Raw genomic sequence first — 14,308 nt, 5'->3', positions numbered from 1 at the left:
CTAATTTTTGCTTAGCTTTTGATTCAATTAAGAATACGTCTAAATTCCGTAAAGGTTTCATTTTTTCGTTAAAAATAGATAATGCTACACAAAAAGACCAGGAAAACACGAAAAATGTGCTCCTGGTCCCTTTGTGAAAAGTGAATGTTACTAGTTTGCTTTAGTTTTTGTATTCTACTAATGAGTTAGACGAGTGATGTTTTAAAAAAGTTACATCTATTTTAAAAAGTTTTTATTCCACCAATTTTACAGCAAAATCAAACATGCCCTCCGCACCATCTATCGTAATAATGGACATAGAATACATTCCTTCTGGCATAGTATAGCTTCCTTTTTCCAGTATTGCCGTATGTGCTTTTCCAGCTGCTAATGTCCCTTGAGCCCATAGCTTGCCATCTGAGTCAATCATTTTCCAACTAAATTGTTGTGTGCCTTTATTTTTCACACTGTATTGAATGCCTAGCTTTTCTGGTGAATGGTTACATAAAAGATTTCATGAAACTCACCATTTCCAATTGTTACATCCACATAACTTATAGAAAGCCTATGGTACACTGCCCTTCCTTCTTTTGGGGTTGAACAGCATTTTATATAATTCTCAATTTTCTTTCTATTTCCCAGGCAATTAACTACTTCCATATAGAGAATCAGTATACTATAGTAGTGTAAAGCTAATTAGCCTTACACCTCCAAGACTTGTTACTAGGGTCACTGTTCATGCAGTGACCCGCTTATGATTGATAAACCCCTAAAGGATTTCCATCTTTTGTTTTTCCCTCCCCTCCTAGAGCATTGACTTTCACATCATGATCCACTAAAAATTGATAGGTCTCTTCAATATTGCGCGACATGTAATTAAAATTACCAACCCAAAATATTTCTCTGGAAAACATCATGGCTGATGTTCCTTTGCTTTTACTAAGCAAGTGACGGTTGGACATTGTTTAGCGATTATCATGACAGCTGCCCCGTCCTATATAGAAGCTTAAAAGCAATATGTCCTCATACCATTTTGCCGATAATTTGGGTTCGAGATAAAAATAGCTTCTACACCTATTACTATTTCCTTCATTGCCATTTCCTCCATTTCCCCGCTTTTATACATACAGGTTCCCTTTCCATACTTTACTTTCCTCCAAAAAGAATCTCGTCGATATCGATTATTTTGCATGGCTTTTGCTTATCCTTAATAGTATCGGAAATGACTTAGCCCTTTTCCTAGAGGAGGTGCCCATCATCAAACACACACTATTTTTCATCCTACTGCTTAGCGTGATTCTCTTGCTAGGTGGCTGTTGGAATAAACGAGAGTTAAACGAATTAGCCATTGTTACGGCTGTTGGGGTCGATAAATCAGACGAGCTTGTTGAAATCTCCGTTCAAATCGTTAACCCTAGTCAAGTAGCCTCGAACAAAGCAACCAGCTTTCAAGTTCCTGTTTTCACCTATCACGCAAAGGGAAAATCCTTATTTGATGCCATTCGAAAATTAACAACGCTAACGCCAAGGAAGCCTTATTATGCACATGCTCAGATCATTATTATTGGAGAGGAAATGGCTAAAGAAGGAATGAATAGCATTTTGGATTTATTTCAAAGAGATGCTGAGGGTCGGAGCGAATTTAACATTATCGTTACCCAAGAATCGACTGCACAAGAAATTTTAAGTGTTTTAACACCGCTAGAGGATGTTCCTGCCAGTAAAATGTTTAAATCCTTAAAGGTTTCAGAAGCTGCATGGGGAACGACAGAATCTGTAATTTTAGATGATTTAGTCCAATCTTTAGGTGGTATTGATCATAGTGCCGTATTACCTTCTATTCAAATACTCGGAGATGCGGATATTGGAAAATCTATTAGCAATATAGAAAAAATTGAGAGCCCTGTACAATTACAATATGGTGGAATGGCCGTTTTTAAAAATTATAAGCTAATTGGCTTTTTAACCGAACAAGAAAGCAGAGATTATAATTTTTTAAACAATCATATAAAAAGCACGTTTGAAAATATTGCCTGCCCTGAGCAAGGAAAAATATCGACAGAAATTATCAATTCTTCAACAAAAGTGACGGGCCATTTTCAAAATGACAGCCCTTCCATTACGATTCAACTTGATATTGACCAAAACATAGCTGAGGTAGGTTGTCATCTGGATTTAACGAAACCTGAAACTATCGATGTATTAAATAAAGAGACGAGTAGACAAATTAAAGAGAGCTTAGAACGCACGCTTCATACGATCCAACAAACCTATCAAGCCGACATTTTAAAATTTAGTGAAGTGCTACACCGAGAGGACTACCATGCATGGAATCGAATAAAAAAAGACTGGCCAACCCTTTATCCCGAGCTAACTGTTCGTATTAAGGTCGATGTTCATACAAAAGGAATCGGGACTGCTACAAAATTAAAACTAAATTAAGCAACCAAAAATGACCAGACTCTTTTTCAGAGTGCTGGTCATTTCCATTAACAGCCGCTTCAAATGTAATGAGTGACGTTTCTTGATTAGGTTGTTTTAAGATACGTGTAATTCGCTGAACATATTATGCCAAAGAAAAATGGGAACATAGAGCTAACTATCATTATCTTGTAAATTTGAATTGAACGTTTAATTCAATATTTCTATTGATTTCATGTTGATGACCATTTAATGTACAAATTAGCACAAATTATCAAAAAATACTTTCGCTGAAACAGTACTATTAAGTCGAGAAAGGATGATGGTATGGATTATTTTGAAAGAATACAAAACGCCATAGAGTTTATTGAGGACAATCTACAGGAAAAGTTAACGATCACAGCTATTTCTTCCCAATCTTACTTTTCTGCATTTCATTTCCAACGACTTTTTCAAGCTATTACAGGATTTTCGGTACAGCAGTATATTCGCAACAGAAGGCTTTCTGAAGCGGCCTCTCTATTAGTAACTACTCCCAAGAACATACTGGAAATTGCGATCAACTTTCAATATGGTTCTCAAGAGGCGTTTACACGAGCATTCGTTCAATATTTTGGCGTCACACCTGCTAAGTACCGAAAAGAAGCCAACTCCATACCACTTCTAACCAAAATGAACTTTTTGGATTATAAACTGGAAGGAGAACTCCCTATGCAGCGACCAGAAATACTTCAATTACCTAAAAAATGTATCACTGGCTATGAATACAAAACGTCCTTACAAAACGATCAGTATTATGCAGACATCCCAAGCTTTTATTTAGATTTTGGCCAACAGCAGTATTATGAGCGAATCTCACATAAGGTAGCCCCTAATATGGCATATGGCATTTCTACAGGTTTTCAAGAGGATGGTCAATTTTCCTTTATTGTAGGAGAGGAAGTTCATTGCTTTGAGGAGCAATTAGAGAAAGGCTTCGTTCACCTTGAAATTCCTGCTGGTAAATATGCGGAATTCACATTGAATAGCACTGCGGAAGGAATTCAAAATACAAGACGTTACATTTACGGAGTATGGCTACCAAACTCTAATTATGAGCGAGATGCAGGCCCTGATTTTGAAATAACCGATGTCATGCAATCTATCTATCCACATGATATGAAGATGACAATATACATTCCCATTAAAGAATAAAAAGGAGCAACATCAATGATTATTGAAAAAGTATTTAAACAATTCCCAATCTTACATTCAACAACTTTGGAATTAAAAAAAATAGAAGAATCCCATTTACAAGAATTATTTGCCATTTATGATAATGACAAAGTATTTGAGTACTGCGGAATCATCCCAAAACACAACTTACAAACTGTTCAAAAAATGATTGCTCATTTTGAACGAGATTATTCGAAGAAAAGCAGAATTAAATGGGGTATTTTCGAAAAATCACAAAGTGAAAAACTAGTAGGTATTATCGAAGCAATGGACTTTAATCAAAAAGTAGATATGGTAACAATTGGTTACTATTTAGCTGAGACATCTTGGGGCAAAGGCATCGCTACAGAGGCAGTCGAAATCATTGTGAAATTTTTATTAGAGGATGTAAATGTTAATCGAATTCAAGCTGAGGTCATGCCGTTAAATGAGCCTTCGAAAAAAGTCCTGCTAAAAAATGGCTTTTTAAAAGAGGGTCTATTGAGACAAGCTTCATTATGGTCTGGTAAAGGAGTTGTCGATTTAGAAATATATAGTTTATTGCAAGGCGATTGCAAACATGATCTGCAAAGCTAGACTCTACTTGTGAGTCTAGTCTTTTCTTTTATTCTACAAACAATTGGACATTTTACCATCTCCCAAATGCTCTTTGACATAGATTAGAAATAGGTGCCTCGTGCTAGCAAGACATTCAAACCATAAAGGAGCGTTTAAGGAATGGATGAAAACAGATCTTTAACACGAATGAATTGGGAGTTTAATAATTATCATAAGTTTGCTAAATGCTATTGTGCCTCAAAGAATTTTTGCTCAGGTTACTATTCTGACATCGATCATCATGTGGATGAGGAAGAGTCATATACAATCAAATACTATAATAGCCCCCAATATGAAAAAACATATAAGAAGAAGGAGCAAGCCAAAAAGCAGTGTGACAGTTGTATTTGCCATCATTTAGAATATTTTAAACTTGGAACTTTAGTCGATGTATACCTCTCGAACGGCTGTCAATTTTTAAGTATTTACTTTATCTATCTTGATTCGCAAAGTTGCTGTGGGTATTTCCTTCAAATAGATGATCAAGCCGTTCCTGTGATGATTGACTGTCGACAAATTGATGCGATACGCAAAGCTTGTTCTGCAAGCTAATACTTTGGCTCTTCCCTTTTGGGAGTAGCCTTTTTTATGGTTAAAGAAAGGAAAAAGGCTGGTTATTTGCTATAAAAGCATCACCAGCCAAAAATAACTATCCTTCGTTTATCCATGCAATTAATTGTTCATCAAAATATTCAGGTTCTTCCAGCATAGGATTATGACCACTTTTTTCAAAAATAACTTTCTTTACATGAGGAGTACACTCCATTGCATCCCATAATGATACAGGCGCAACTAAATAATCATACCTACCTAGACCGACAAAAATCGGCATGTTTAAGTGATGTATTTGCTGTAAAAGGTTCTGCTCAGCAAAAGCTACACCCCAAAGATAATCAATGATTTCCATATTCGGATACACGCCATCCCATGTAGAGGTAGCGTTGAATGTGTAATCATAAAAGCTATGTGCACCCATCCGAATACACATATGAACAAAACGTCGTTCAGGTTCTCTCTTTAGATCCTGTTCCAATAAAGCAATATCCTGCTGAAATTGATGTTTACGCTTCGCACTTGCATATGCCTCAAAATAAGACAAACTTTGTTGCTGTCTCTTTTGGCTGTTCGTTGTTGCTGTATTTAATAGGATCATTTTTTGAACATGCTGAGGGTAGGCTTTGGCATACGCCACCGCCATAAATGCATGCCCCGAATGCCCTGCAATAATTAAGTCATCTAGCTTTAGGATTTGTCTTGCATGCTCTATATCCCCCACTATTTTATCCAATCTATAATCAGCTTGTTTAAATGCACGAGTTGGCTTGCCAAATCCTCGATGATCTAAAAAAATAAGCTGAAAATGTTGGGAAAAGTTTTCAGAGAACAAACGCGGATAATAAACACTGCTACCCACCACCAAAATCGGCTGACCTTGCCCTTTTATACAATAATTTAATTCAAATCCATCACAAATTATTTTTTGATAAGTCATCATCTTAATCCTCTTTTCTTGTTTTGTTTAATCACTTCCTTTCCTCTTGATGTTCCCGTGTCTTTTCCATTGAACGCTCTAGCATTCTATCACCTCATGAATGTTACTATGACATAAACAATACCATTCCTACAGGTTTCTAGCAATTCGAGATCATGTTTAATAAACAAAAGGATCAGCATTCCTTAGTAGGCACTCCAGCTAGCCAAGAAGATCAGCAGCAACCTCATGTACAATTTCATGCTGATTATGTAACATTCATTGAAATATTTGGGGGTGCCTATGCTGGAATAGCAGTTCATGCTTTTTCTAATGGCTCTAGTATTGGAAACGAAACCGTTGTCGATTTAACTAACCCTGGATTTTCGTCACCAATACAAAGATGTTCTATCTCCAAACATTCTAGACACTAGCTATGTCTTTTCAATGGATGGTGAGGGCAATCCCATTTTTATCGATTCATCAGGTAAGGTTTTCATTTGTTATCATGAATCGGGAGAAATGAGGCTATTAGTAGATTCATTCGAATTGTTGATTGAAGATTATTTTCGCGAATGGTAATTTATTATAAAATATAACGAGAGGGTTAATAATATGGATAAACAAATAGCACATCTTATCACATTGAGAAAAAACGGACAGCTTGAGGAAGCAAATCAATTGATGGTGGGACTAGTCAAGGAACATCCTGAAAATGCTTACTATCAATTTCAATGTGCCTGGACCTTTGATTCTTTAGGAAAAGAAAAGGAGGCAGTCCCCCATTATGAAAAAGCGATTAAATTAGGACTGGAACCAGATGTTTTAATAGATGCTTATCTTGGTTTAGGTAGCACTTATCGGACATTAGGGCAATATGAGCAAGCCGAACAAATCTTTATACAAGCCATTCACGAATTCCCTGAAGCCGAGCATGTCAAGGTCTTCTATGCCATGACACTTTACAATCTTGGCAACCATGTAAAATCGATGGAGACATTACTTCAGACATTATTACGCACAACCAATCATCAGGGCATTCAAGATTATAAAAAAGCTATTCACTATTACAGCGATAAACTTGATCAAATATGGTCGTAAAAAAACAGGCTCCTATTTAGGGCCTGTTTTAGCATTATTTTGCGACATTCATATTTTTTATTTTTGAAAAAAGGGCCATAAATAAGAATGTCAGTATGCCACTAAAGAAAAATAGATAGCTTAATGGAATGAAAAAGAAATTCTTCTCCACGATCGTTCCATCCGCTAATATTTCATCACCAATAATCCCCTTTATAAATAAACATAAAACCCCAAGTATCATTGGAATTGTAGCTAGTAAATATTTTTTCATTGTTGCTTCCTCCATCTATTTGTTTAAATTTGTATTTGATCAATTATCAAGCACCTATTCACTATTGTTATAATAGCTTTATACACATTCTAAGTCAACAACTATTTATCGATAAACAATAAAATATTGTTGTTTTATATAAAATCCTTTTTTTTCGCAAAAAGAAGGCATATGTGATAAAATAAGAACATACATTCCATCTCTCTTAATTTTTTTTACGTGTGTTGTTTTGGCTATTAAGAAGGGCTGGTGCGAGTAGCTATAAATAATTATATTTTATAATGTCGGATAATCTGTTATGAAGGCAATAAAAAACAGTTACTTAGTAAAAAGCAACCGTTTTTTAGAATTTATATCGATTTAGAAGCCTGTTGTATGAGTGCAGCGACCATTTTATCCAACTGAGCAAAGCGGTCGTCCTGTGTTTGCCCCTTAGCATAACGATAATAAATTTGCTGACAAATAACGGCTAATTTAAAATAAGCAAATGTACAGTAATAATGAATAGTCGAAATATCTCGCCCACTTTTCTCCGCATATCGTTCAATAAACTGTTGTCGCGTATAAAAGCCTGGTAAAATGGTTACTGGTGGTTCTCCCAGTGCATATAACAACATTTTCGGGTCATCCGCATGCATCCAGTAGCTCATTGCTACACCAACATCGGCTAATGGGTCCCCTACCGTCGTCATTTCCCAATCAAAAAGGCCAATCATTTCGGCATAGTCCTCAGAAAACATCGCATTATTCAATTTATAGTCATAATGAATAATGGTTGCCTCATTATTGGAAGGAATATGATTTTTTAACCACTCTGTCAAAATAGCTACTTCCGCATGTTCTGCTGTTTTGGCCTTTTCATAGCGCTCTATCCAGCCATGAACTTGTCGTTCCATAAATCCATCAGGCTTCACCATATCCTTTAACGCTGTGTCCTCGTAGGGAATGGCATGAAGCGCCACTAAAGAGTCTACCATCATTTCGGACAACTGACGGGCTAGCTCCTCTGTTGGCTCTGTCCCATTTGGAAAATGCGTATCGAGGACAATACCTTTTTTGCGCTCCATTAAAAAGAAGTCGCTGCCAATAACATCTCGATCCTCTACATAGACATATGGCTTTGGAACCGCTGTTAAAAACGGATGCAATGCTGATAAAATTGTAAATTCACGCTTCATATCATGTGCTTTCTTGGCTACTGGTCCAAGCGGTGGACGACGAAGAACGACTTCGAAATCAGCTATTTTTAAACAATACGTTAAATTGGAATGCCCTGCACTAAATTGCGAAATTTCAAGTTCACCCTGTGGTAGCTCAGGAAAATAGCTTGCCAAAAAGGCATGTAATTTGTCCACATCTAAACGCTCACTTGCCCTTACTTGCATCGTATCCATTTTATTCCCTCCCTAAATGATAGAGCTCATGCCCCCATCTACAACAATGACATCACCTGTTACATAGTCTGAAGCTGGTGCTGCTAAAAATAACGCCACACCTTTCAAATCATTTTCTGAGCCTAAACGTTTTAACGGTGTAACGTCCATCAAATAGTCTTGTCCTCGTTCAATTAAAACATTGGACATTTTCGTTGGGAAAAATCCAGGTGCTATCGCATTGACATTGACACCATGTGGTCCCCATTTAACAGCTAAATCCTTCGTTAAGGTTATAACGGCCCCTTTACTCGCATTATAGGCAATGGTATCCATAAAGGCGGGAAGTGTGCCCCCCAGTCCTGCGATGGAAGCAATATTAATAATTTTGCCGCTTTTCTGCTCCAGCATAATTTTGCCCACTGCTTGGCTCATCAAAAAGGTCCCGTTGACATTGACATCAAATACTTTTTGCCAGGCTTCGTAGGGCATATCAATGGCAGGTGTCCCCCATGAAGCACCACTATTATTGACTAAAATATCTATTTTACCGAATGTAGTAATCGTTTTAGCCACCACATTAGCAATATCCTCTGGTTTTGTGACATCACAGGCTAGTGCTAATGTTTGAACACCTAACTTTTCAAGTGCTATGGCAATCTCCTCACACGCTTCCACTTTTCGTGAGCATAAGACGACATTGGCTCCAGCCTCTGCAAAACCTTGAGCAATTTGCGCTCCGAGTCCGCGTCCCCCACCTGTCACTATCGCTGTTTTACCTTTTAAGCTAAATAACTCTAGGACCGTCATTTCATCAGCTCCTCTTGTTTTTTCGCGTGCTTTTTCAATTCTAATTTAGCAATGGTATTACGATGTACTTCATCAGGACCATCTGCTAAACGTAATGTTCGTGAGTTTGCCCATTGTGCAGCAAGCGTCGTATCTGGCCCAACACCAGCCGCACCAAATGCTTGGATGGCTCGGTCAATAACCCTTAGTGCCATATTTGGTGCCACTACCTTAATCATAGCAATTTCAGCTTTAGCCTCTTTATTGCCTACTGTATCCATCATATAGGCTGCTTTCAATGTTAAAAGTCTTGCTTGCTCAATATCCATACGAGATTCAGCAATACGCTCACGCATTACTCCTTGATCTGCCAACGGTCGATGAAACGCCTGTCGCTCCTGAACACGCACACACATTTCCTCCAATGCGCGCTCCGCAGCACCGATGAGACGCATGCAGTGATGAATTCTTCCCGGTCCTAGTCGACCTTGAGCAATGGCAAAGCCTTTTCCTTCTCCCCATAAAATATTGTCCACTGGTACGCGTACATTGGTAAAGGTAACTTCACCATGACCCTCTGGTGCATGATCGTAGCCAAAAGCAGTCAGCATACGCTCTACTTTTACCCCTGCTGTATCTATCGGTACGAGAATCATAGACTGTTGCTCATGGATAGGGGCATTTGTATCCTTATGTTTCCCCATAAAAATGGCCACTTTACAGCGAGGATCCCCAGCACCTGTCGTCCACCATTTATGGCCATTTAAAATGTATTCATCGCCATCTCGCTCAATGCTCGCCTCTATATTGGTAGCATCACTAGATGCAACAGCGGGCTCCGTCATCGCAAAGCATGACCGTATTTCTCCTCGTAACAATGGTTCAAGCCATTGCTTTTTTTGTTGTGCTGAGCCATAACGTACAAGCACTTCCATATTTCCAGTATCTGGTGCATTACAATTAAACACTTCTGGTGCCAGTAGTGAACGTCCCATAATTTCACATAAAGGGGCGTATTCTAAATTGCTTAATCCTGCCCCATATTCACTATCTGGCAAAAATAAATTCCACAATCCCGCCTGTTGTGCCTTCTGTTTCAATTCCTCCATAATGGGTGGAATCGCTCCCCAACGATCCTCCATAGCCTCTACCTGCACTGCATAAACAGCCTCATTTGGATAAATGTATTGCTCCATAAAATTCGTTAGCTTGTCCTGTAACTTCACAACTTTTTCACTATAAGAAAAATTCATTGGAAGATACCCCCTTTGCTTGAACTTTAAAAATGAATGAAAATTCATTTTCATCGTGTTGAAAAACAAAACCATCCATAGCATTTTTGTGAAAGGTGAAAATGGATTTCCGTTGCAGGCTACTTGCTTTCCTGTCGGCGAGCGCCGAGCCGCTTCCGCTCCGTTTAGAGGCTCGCCTGTCTCACTATCCCCCTTCCACTCCAATTCATATAAATGTTTCTTTTTAGCAAGGTTTTCAACTAAAGTGAAGTTATTCACTACCCTTTATGGAGATGTGTTGTCACTTACCACTTCTTCACATTGAAAATAAAGGGCTATTTTGTTCACTACGGCTCGTATGAAAGAGAAGGAAAAGACACTTTTACCACATGGTTGATTGGAGTGGAGCTAGCGTCACTAACGTCACAGGTGAGACCCTAGAGAGAATGCAGTGAGTGAAGCGGCTCATCGGACGCACGCTGGAAAGGACGCTGGCGGAACGGAAATCAACCCTTCGCCTTGCCAAAAAGTCTTTTTCTGCTATTGCCATAATCTTATTTCAACAACATAAAATGAATGAATATTCATTTTCATTCTTACATTAAATGTTACCGCTATTTTTCTAGTAAAGCAATGTTCTATTATGAATTTTCTAATAAAACAGAAAAAATATGACTTAAGGATTGCTTGCAAGTTATAGCATCTTATTTTCAAAAGAATGCAAAATATCTTTCAATAATTGTCGGATAGCCAATGGTAAATGACGATTTTTTAAAGATACTAAATAAACATTGCGACTTAAATTTGCACCTTCAATCTCTTTTTTTACAATGGTTTTGGCTGTTGGTCCTTGCAAATAGTTTTCAGGTAATATCGTTATCCCTAACTGTTCACGCACTAGTGAGACAGCCGTTTCAAAACGTTCGATTTCAAATTGTATGTTGATGTTTTCCCCAGCCTTTTCAAACATCGTTAAAATATCGTGTCTTGTTTGAAAGCCCTCGGTACTAATAATAAATGGCTCTTCACTAATATCCGAGATGGTTAAAGTCTCTTTCCTGGCTAACGGATGGTGTAAGGGTAACACTGCAACCAACCTCTCTTCATATAAGGTTTGGACTTCCAACTCTGGATCATCCATTAACTGATTCGTTATGATTAAATGGGTTTTATAGCTTTTTAACGATTTCTTCACACGTTTACTGCCTAAAATATCGACTAAATGAATCTTCATTTGTGGATAATCCTTTTTATAGTTAGCGATTACTTTAGGCAACCAATGCTTGATCGATTCCATAACACCAATGGTGATGTCCCTCGTGCCATGAACAATGACTTCATCCATTTCAATTTTCAATACTTCCATATTTTTCACAATAACTTTTGCCCGTTCAAAAAGTAGCTCTCCAGCTTCTGTTAATTGCAGATTTCTAGTATTTCTCTCCAATAAGGGGGAACCAATCTCTTGTTCTAATTTTTTGATAGCATTACTTAAGGAAGGCTGCGAAATATGCAGTCTTTCTGCGGCTTTCGAGAAATTCCTTTGTTCTGAAACAGCAATAAAATAGTGTAGTTGTTTAATATCCACTTATATAATCCTCCTTCATTTATAGTTAAAAGCTATAAGTTAATATTAATTATATATTAGTAATTATAATTATGTGAATATATAATGAATTACAACAATACTTTTTCTACAATAATTTTAACAATGGGGTGAATAGGATTATGTACACACTGACAGATCAAAAACAATGGAAAGGCCGTATAGATTCAACGACAAATACAAGCAGTTTTCGTTTACATCAACAAGTAAAAAGATTGGCGATTAATGATGTAAGCGCTTCAGATAAGAAAAGGGCTGCACTCGTTGGTTTTATTTGCGATGAAGGGGTACGTCGAAATCAAGGTCGTCTAGGAGCAGCCAATGGACCGAACGCACTACGGGAAGGACTAGCTAGTCTACCGTGGACATTTGAAGATGATCAACAAATCATTGATGTTGGCAACATCGTTTGTCTTAATCATAATTTAGAGGAAGCGCAGCGTGAGCTTGGTGAAATTGTCGGAACAGTATTGCAAAAAAAATGTCCATGTATTGTGCTTGGCGGCGGTCATGAAACACTTTATGGCCATTATTTAGGTGTTCGCTCAGCATTATCAAAGGATGCTAAAATCGGCATTATTAATATAGATGCTCATTTTGATTTACGACCATACGATGAACAGTCTTCTTCTGGTACTATGTTCCGTCAAATTTTAGAACAGGATCCATATGCTGATTATTTTGTTGTCGGTATTCAACGCTATGGCAATACAAGAGAACTATTCGAAAAAGCGGATGAATTACAGGTAAAGTATGTGTTTGAAGATCACATGACAGTAGCCAACCAACAGCAATTATTGGATGAGCTACAACACTATATGGATCAACATGATTATGTTCTTTTAACCTTATGTATGGATGTCTTGAATGCAGCGTTTGCTCCAGGTGTAAGTGCACCTTCACCGTTTGGACTTGACCCATCAACTGTACGCACGATCCTACAAAAAGTCACTGCACATCCTCATACACATTCATTTGATGTTTGTGAGGTCAATCCGTTATTAGATGAAAATGGACGAACGGTTAAATTAGGTGCTTATTTTGTGTATGAAGCACTGAACAACTTACTTAGGGGGCAAGGCTCATGATCGAAATTAATCAAATAACAACGGTGTTTTTAGCCGTCGCACTCTTTGCATTGGGAAGCTTTCTTATTAATAAAATCGGATTTTTAAAGCGATTTTGTATTCCAGCTCCGGTGGTAGGTGGTTTATTGTTCGCTGCTCTCGCTACCATCTTAAAAACAACTGGTGTTCTAGAAATATCGCTCGATACGTCCTTGCAAAGCTTATTTATGATTACGTTCTTCACAACGATTGGCTTAGGGGCAAGCTTTAAGTTAGTGAGACTCGGAGGAAAATTATTAGTTATTTATTGGCTAGCCTGTGGCTTCCTTGCTTTAATGCAAAATGTCATTGGGGTATCACTTGCCTCCCTCATGGGGATTCATCCTTTAATCGGAATGATGGCTGGTGCTGTTTCCATGGAAGGTGGTCATGGGGCTGCTGCCGCATTTGGACAAACATTAGAAGATTTGGGCATTTCCTCAGCCATGACGATTGGGGCTGCTGCCGCAACTTGTGGTCTAGTTGCTGGTGGATTAATTGGTGGTCCGATTGTCAAATATTTAGTCGGTAAATACAATTTAACACCTGATGAACAAGAAGCTGAAGCAGTCGAATATGAAAATAAACACGAACAAATTACATCTGACTCGTTCTTTACACAAGTCTTATTGATTACGTTCAGTATGGCTGTCGGCACATATGTTGGGACATTATTCTCAGAAGCAACAGGCTTCGTCCTGCCAGGCTATGTAGGCGCTATGTTTGTGGCTGTATTAGTACGTAATATTATGGATAAAGTTAAACCTCAAGCAATTAATATGAAAAGCATTTCATTAATTGGGGATGTAACATTAGGCGTGTTCCTTTCAATGGCATTAATGAGTATCAAATTATGGGAAATTGCTGATTTAGCGCTACCATTATTCATCATCGTTTTTGTGCAAGTATTCTTTATTGTCGTATTTAGTATCTTCGTTTTGTTTAAGCTACTCGGCAAAAACTACGATGCAGCTGTGATGGTAGCTGGTTTTGCAGGACATGGTTTAGGGGCAACACCAAATGCCATGGCAAATATGTCAGCTGTTGTGCAACGCTTCGGACCTTCTCAAAAAGCCTTTCTTGTTGTACCAATTGTCGGCGCCTTTTTAATCGACGTGTTTGGGATTCCTATTATTATTACAACCATTAATTTATTTAAATAAAA

General features: G+C 37.9%; 15 protein-coding genes. 7 read left to right on the top strand and 8 right to left on the bottom strand.

Going from position 1 to position 14,308, the window contains the following annotated elements; genetic code table 11:
* Positions 1 to 232: 232 nt before the first annotated feature.
* Positions 233 to 445 carry a hypothetical protein gene (locus tag MHI34_RS17650; protein WP_340809114.1) on the bottom strand — a complete coding sequence of 71 codons (213 nt, stop codon included), beginning with the start codon at positions 443 to 445 and terminating at the stop codon, positions 233 to 235.
* A 286-nt stretch (positions 446 to 731) separates the two neighbouring features.
* A complete protein-coding gene (locus MHI34_RS17645) occupies positions 732 to 896 on the bottom strand; it encodes a hypothetical protein (RefSeq protein ID WP_244504829.1) in 165 nt (54 codons plus the stop codon).
* A gap of 331 nt (positions 897 to 1,227) precedes the next feature.
* On the opposite strand from MHI34_RS17645, the gene MHI34_RS17640 reads away from it, so the two are divergent.
* From MHI34_RS17640 to MHI34_RS17625, 4 genes are all read left to right on the top strand, one after another.
* Positions 1,228 to 2,421, top strand: coding sequence for a Ger(x)C family spore germination protein (locus tag MHI34_RS17640; protein WP_342503723.1), 1,194 nt, complete (start codon positions 1,228 to 1,230; stop codon positions 2,419 to 2,421).
* Between the two features lie 306 nt (positions 2,422 to 2,727).
* The gene (locus tag MHI34_RS17635; protein ID WP_036117097.1) at positions 2,728 to 3,594 is read left to right on the top strand and encodes an effector binding domain-containing protein; all 867 of its coding nucleotides are present in this window, start codon (positions 2,728 to 2,730) and stop codon (positions 3,592 to 3,594) included.
* Positions 3,595 to 3,609: 15 nt separating this feature from the next.
* Positions 3,610 to 4,191: a GNAT family protein gene (locus tag MHI34_RS17630; RefSeq protein ID WP_036117099.1), complete on the top strand. Its 582-nt coding sequence runs from the start codon at positions 3,610 to 3,612 to the stop codon at positions 4,189 to 4,191.
* Between the two features lie 141 nt (positions 4,192 to 4,332).
* Positions 4,333 to 4,764: a hypothetical protein gene (locus MHI34_RS17625; protein ID WP_036117101.1), complete on the top strand. Its 432-nt coding sequence runs from the start codon at positions 4,333 to 4,335 to the stop codon at positions 4,762 to 4,764.
* 97 nt (positions 4,765 to 4,861) lie between these two features.
* Here the strand turns inward: MHI34_RS17625 and MHI34_RS17620 are convergent, their stop codons facing one another.
* Complete coding sequence (locus MHI34_RS17620) at positions 4,862 to 5,707, bottom strand: alpha/beta hydrolase (protein ID WP_342503722.1); 846 nt, start codon at positions 5,705 to 5,707, stop codon at positions 4,862 to 4,864.
* A gap of 591 nt (positions 5,708 to 6,298) precedes the next feature.
* Between MHI34_RS17620 and MHI34_RS17615 the strand changes: the two genes are divergently transcribed.
* Positions 6,299 to 6,784 carry a tetratricopeptide repeat protein gene (locus MHI34_RS17615; RefSeq protein WP_058843653.1) on the top strand — a complete coding sequence of 162 codons (486 nt, stop codon included), beginning with the start codon at positions 6,299 to 6,301 and terminating at the stop codon, positions 6,782 to 6,784.
* Positions 6,785 to 6,818: 34 nt separating this feature from the next.
* Here MHI34_RS17615 and MHI34_RS17610 read toward each other — a convergent pair whose 3' ends face one another.
* The 5 genes from MHI34_RS17610 to MHI34_RS17590 all read right to left on the bottom strand — a co-directional run bounded on the left by MHI34_RS17610 (position 6,819) and on the right by MHI34_RS17590 (position 12,019).
* Positions 6,819 to 7,037: a DUF3955 domain-containing protein gene (locus MHI34_RS17610; RefSeq protein ID WP_330493275.1), complete on the bottom strand. Its 219-nt coding sequence runs from the start codon at positions 7,035 to 7,037 to the stop codon at positions 6,819 to 6,821.
* A 350-nt stretch (positions 7,038 to 7,387) separates the two neighbouring features.
* Complete coding sequence (locus tag MHI34_RS17605) at positions 7,388 to 8,431, bottom strand: phosphotransferase family protein (protein ID WP_340811333.1); 1,044 nt, start codon at positions 8,429 to 8,431, stop codon at positions 7,388 to 7,390.
* A 12-nt stretch (positions 8,432 to 8,443) separates the two neighbouring features.
* Positions 8,444 to 9,220 (bottom strand): SDR family oxidoreductase, encoded by a 777-nt coding sequence (locus tag MHI34_RS17600; RefSeq protein ID WP_036117118.1) that lies wholly within the window; start codon positions 9,218 to 9,220, stop codon positions 8,444 to 8,446.
* Positions 9,217 to 10,452, bottom strand: coding sequence for an acyl-CoA dehydrogenase family protein (locus MHI34_RS17595; RefSeq protein ID WP_342503721.1), 1,236 nt, complete (start codon positions 10,450 to 10,452; stop codon positions 9,217 to 9,219). The genes MHI34_RS17600 and MHI34_RS17595 overlap by 4 nt, the downstream gene beginning before the upstream one ends.
* A 673-nt stretch (positions 10,453 to 11,125) precedes the next feature.
* On the bottom strand, positions 11,126 to 12,019 hold the full coding sequence (locus tag MHI34_RS17590; RefSeq protein ID WP_036117124.1) for a LysR family transcriptional regulator: 894 nt from the start codon (positions 12,017 to 12,019) through the stop codon (positions 11,126 to 11,128).
* 140 nt (positions 12,020 to 12,159) lie between these two features.
* Between MHI34_RS17590 and hutG the strand changes: the two genes are divergently transcribed.
* Both hutG and gltS read left to right on the top strand, forming a co-directional pair.
* Positions 12,160 to 13,125: a formimidoylglutamase gene (hutG, locus tag MHI34_RS17585; protein WP_340834431.1), complete on the top strand. Its 966-nt coding sequence runs from the start codon at positions 12,160 to 12,162 to the stop codon at positions 13,123 to 13,125.
* Positions 13,122 to 14,306 carry a sodium/glutamate symporter gene (gltS, locus tag MHI34_RS17580; protein WP_058843652.1) on the top strand — a complete coding sequence of 395 codons (1,185 nt, stop codon included), beginning with the start codon at positions 13,122 to 13,124 and terminating at the stop codon, positions 14,304 to 14,306. The genes hutG and gltS overlap by 4 nt, the downstream gene beginning before the upstream one ends.
* Positions 14,307 to 14,308: the final 2 nt, after the last annotated feature.

Source organism: Lysinibacillus sp. FSL L8-0126 (genome assembly GCF_038630385.1).
GTDB classification, from domain to species: Bacteria; Bacillota; Bacilli; order Bacillales_A; family Planococcaceae; genus Lysinibacillus; species Lysinibacillus fusiformis_D.
This window is presented reverse-complemented; position numbering and strand designations above follow the sequence as displayed.

Bases quoted from the DNA above. Each gene is read 5' to 3' on its own strand.
- gltS (WP_058843652.1), top strand. From the start codon at position 13,122: ATGATCGAAATTAATCAAATAACAACGGTGTTTTTAGCCGTCGCACTC.
- MHI34_RS17635 (WP_036117097.1), top strand. From the start codon at position 2,728: ATGGATTATTTTGAAAGAATACAAAACGCCATAGAGTTTATTGAGGAC.
- MHI34_RS17610 (WP_330493275.1), bottom strand. From the start codon at position 7,037: ATGAAAAAATATTTACTAGCTACAATTCCAATGATACTTGGGGTTTTA.
- MHI34_RS17600 (WP_036117118.1), bottom strand. From the start codon at position 9,220: ATGACGGTCCTAGAGTTATTTAGCTTAAAAGGTAAAACAGCGATAGTG.
- MHI34_RS17615 (WP_058843653.1), top strand. From the start codon at position 6,299: ATGGATAAACAAATAGCACATCTTATCACATTGAGAAAAAACGGACAG.
- MHI34_RS17605 (WP_340811333.1), bottom strand. From the start codon at position 8,431: ATGGATACGATGCAAGTAAGGGCAAGTGAGCGTTTAGATGTGGACAAA.
- MHI34_RS17620 (WP_342503722.1), bottom strand. From the start codon at position 5,707: ATGATGACTTATCAAAAAATAATTTGTGATGGATTTGAATTAAATTAT.
- MHI34_RS17625 (WP_036117101.1), top strand. From the start codon at position 4,333: ATGGATGAAAACAGATCTTTAACACGAATGAATTGGGAGTTTAATAAT.
- MHI34_RS17595 (WP_342503721.1), bottom strand. From the start codon at position 10,452: ATGAATTTTTCTTATAGTGAAAAAGTTGTGAAGTTACAGGACAAGCTA.
- hutG (WP_340834431.1), top strand. From the start codon at position 12,160: ATGTACACACTGACAGATCAAAAACAATGGAAAGGCCGTATAGATTCA.
- MHI34_RS17645 (WP_244504829.1), bottom strand. From the start codon at position 896: ATGATGTTTTCCAGAGAAATATTTTGGGTTGGTAATTTTAATTACATG.
- MHI34_RS17630 (WP_036117099.1), top strand. From the start codon at position 3,610: ATGATTATTGAAAAAGTATTTAAACAATTCCCAATCTTACATTCAACA.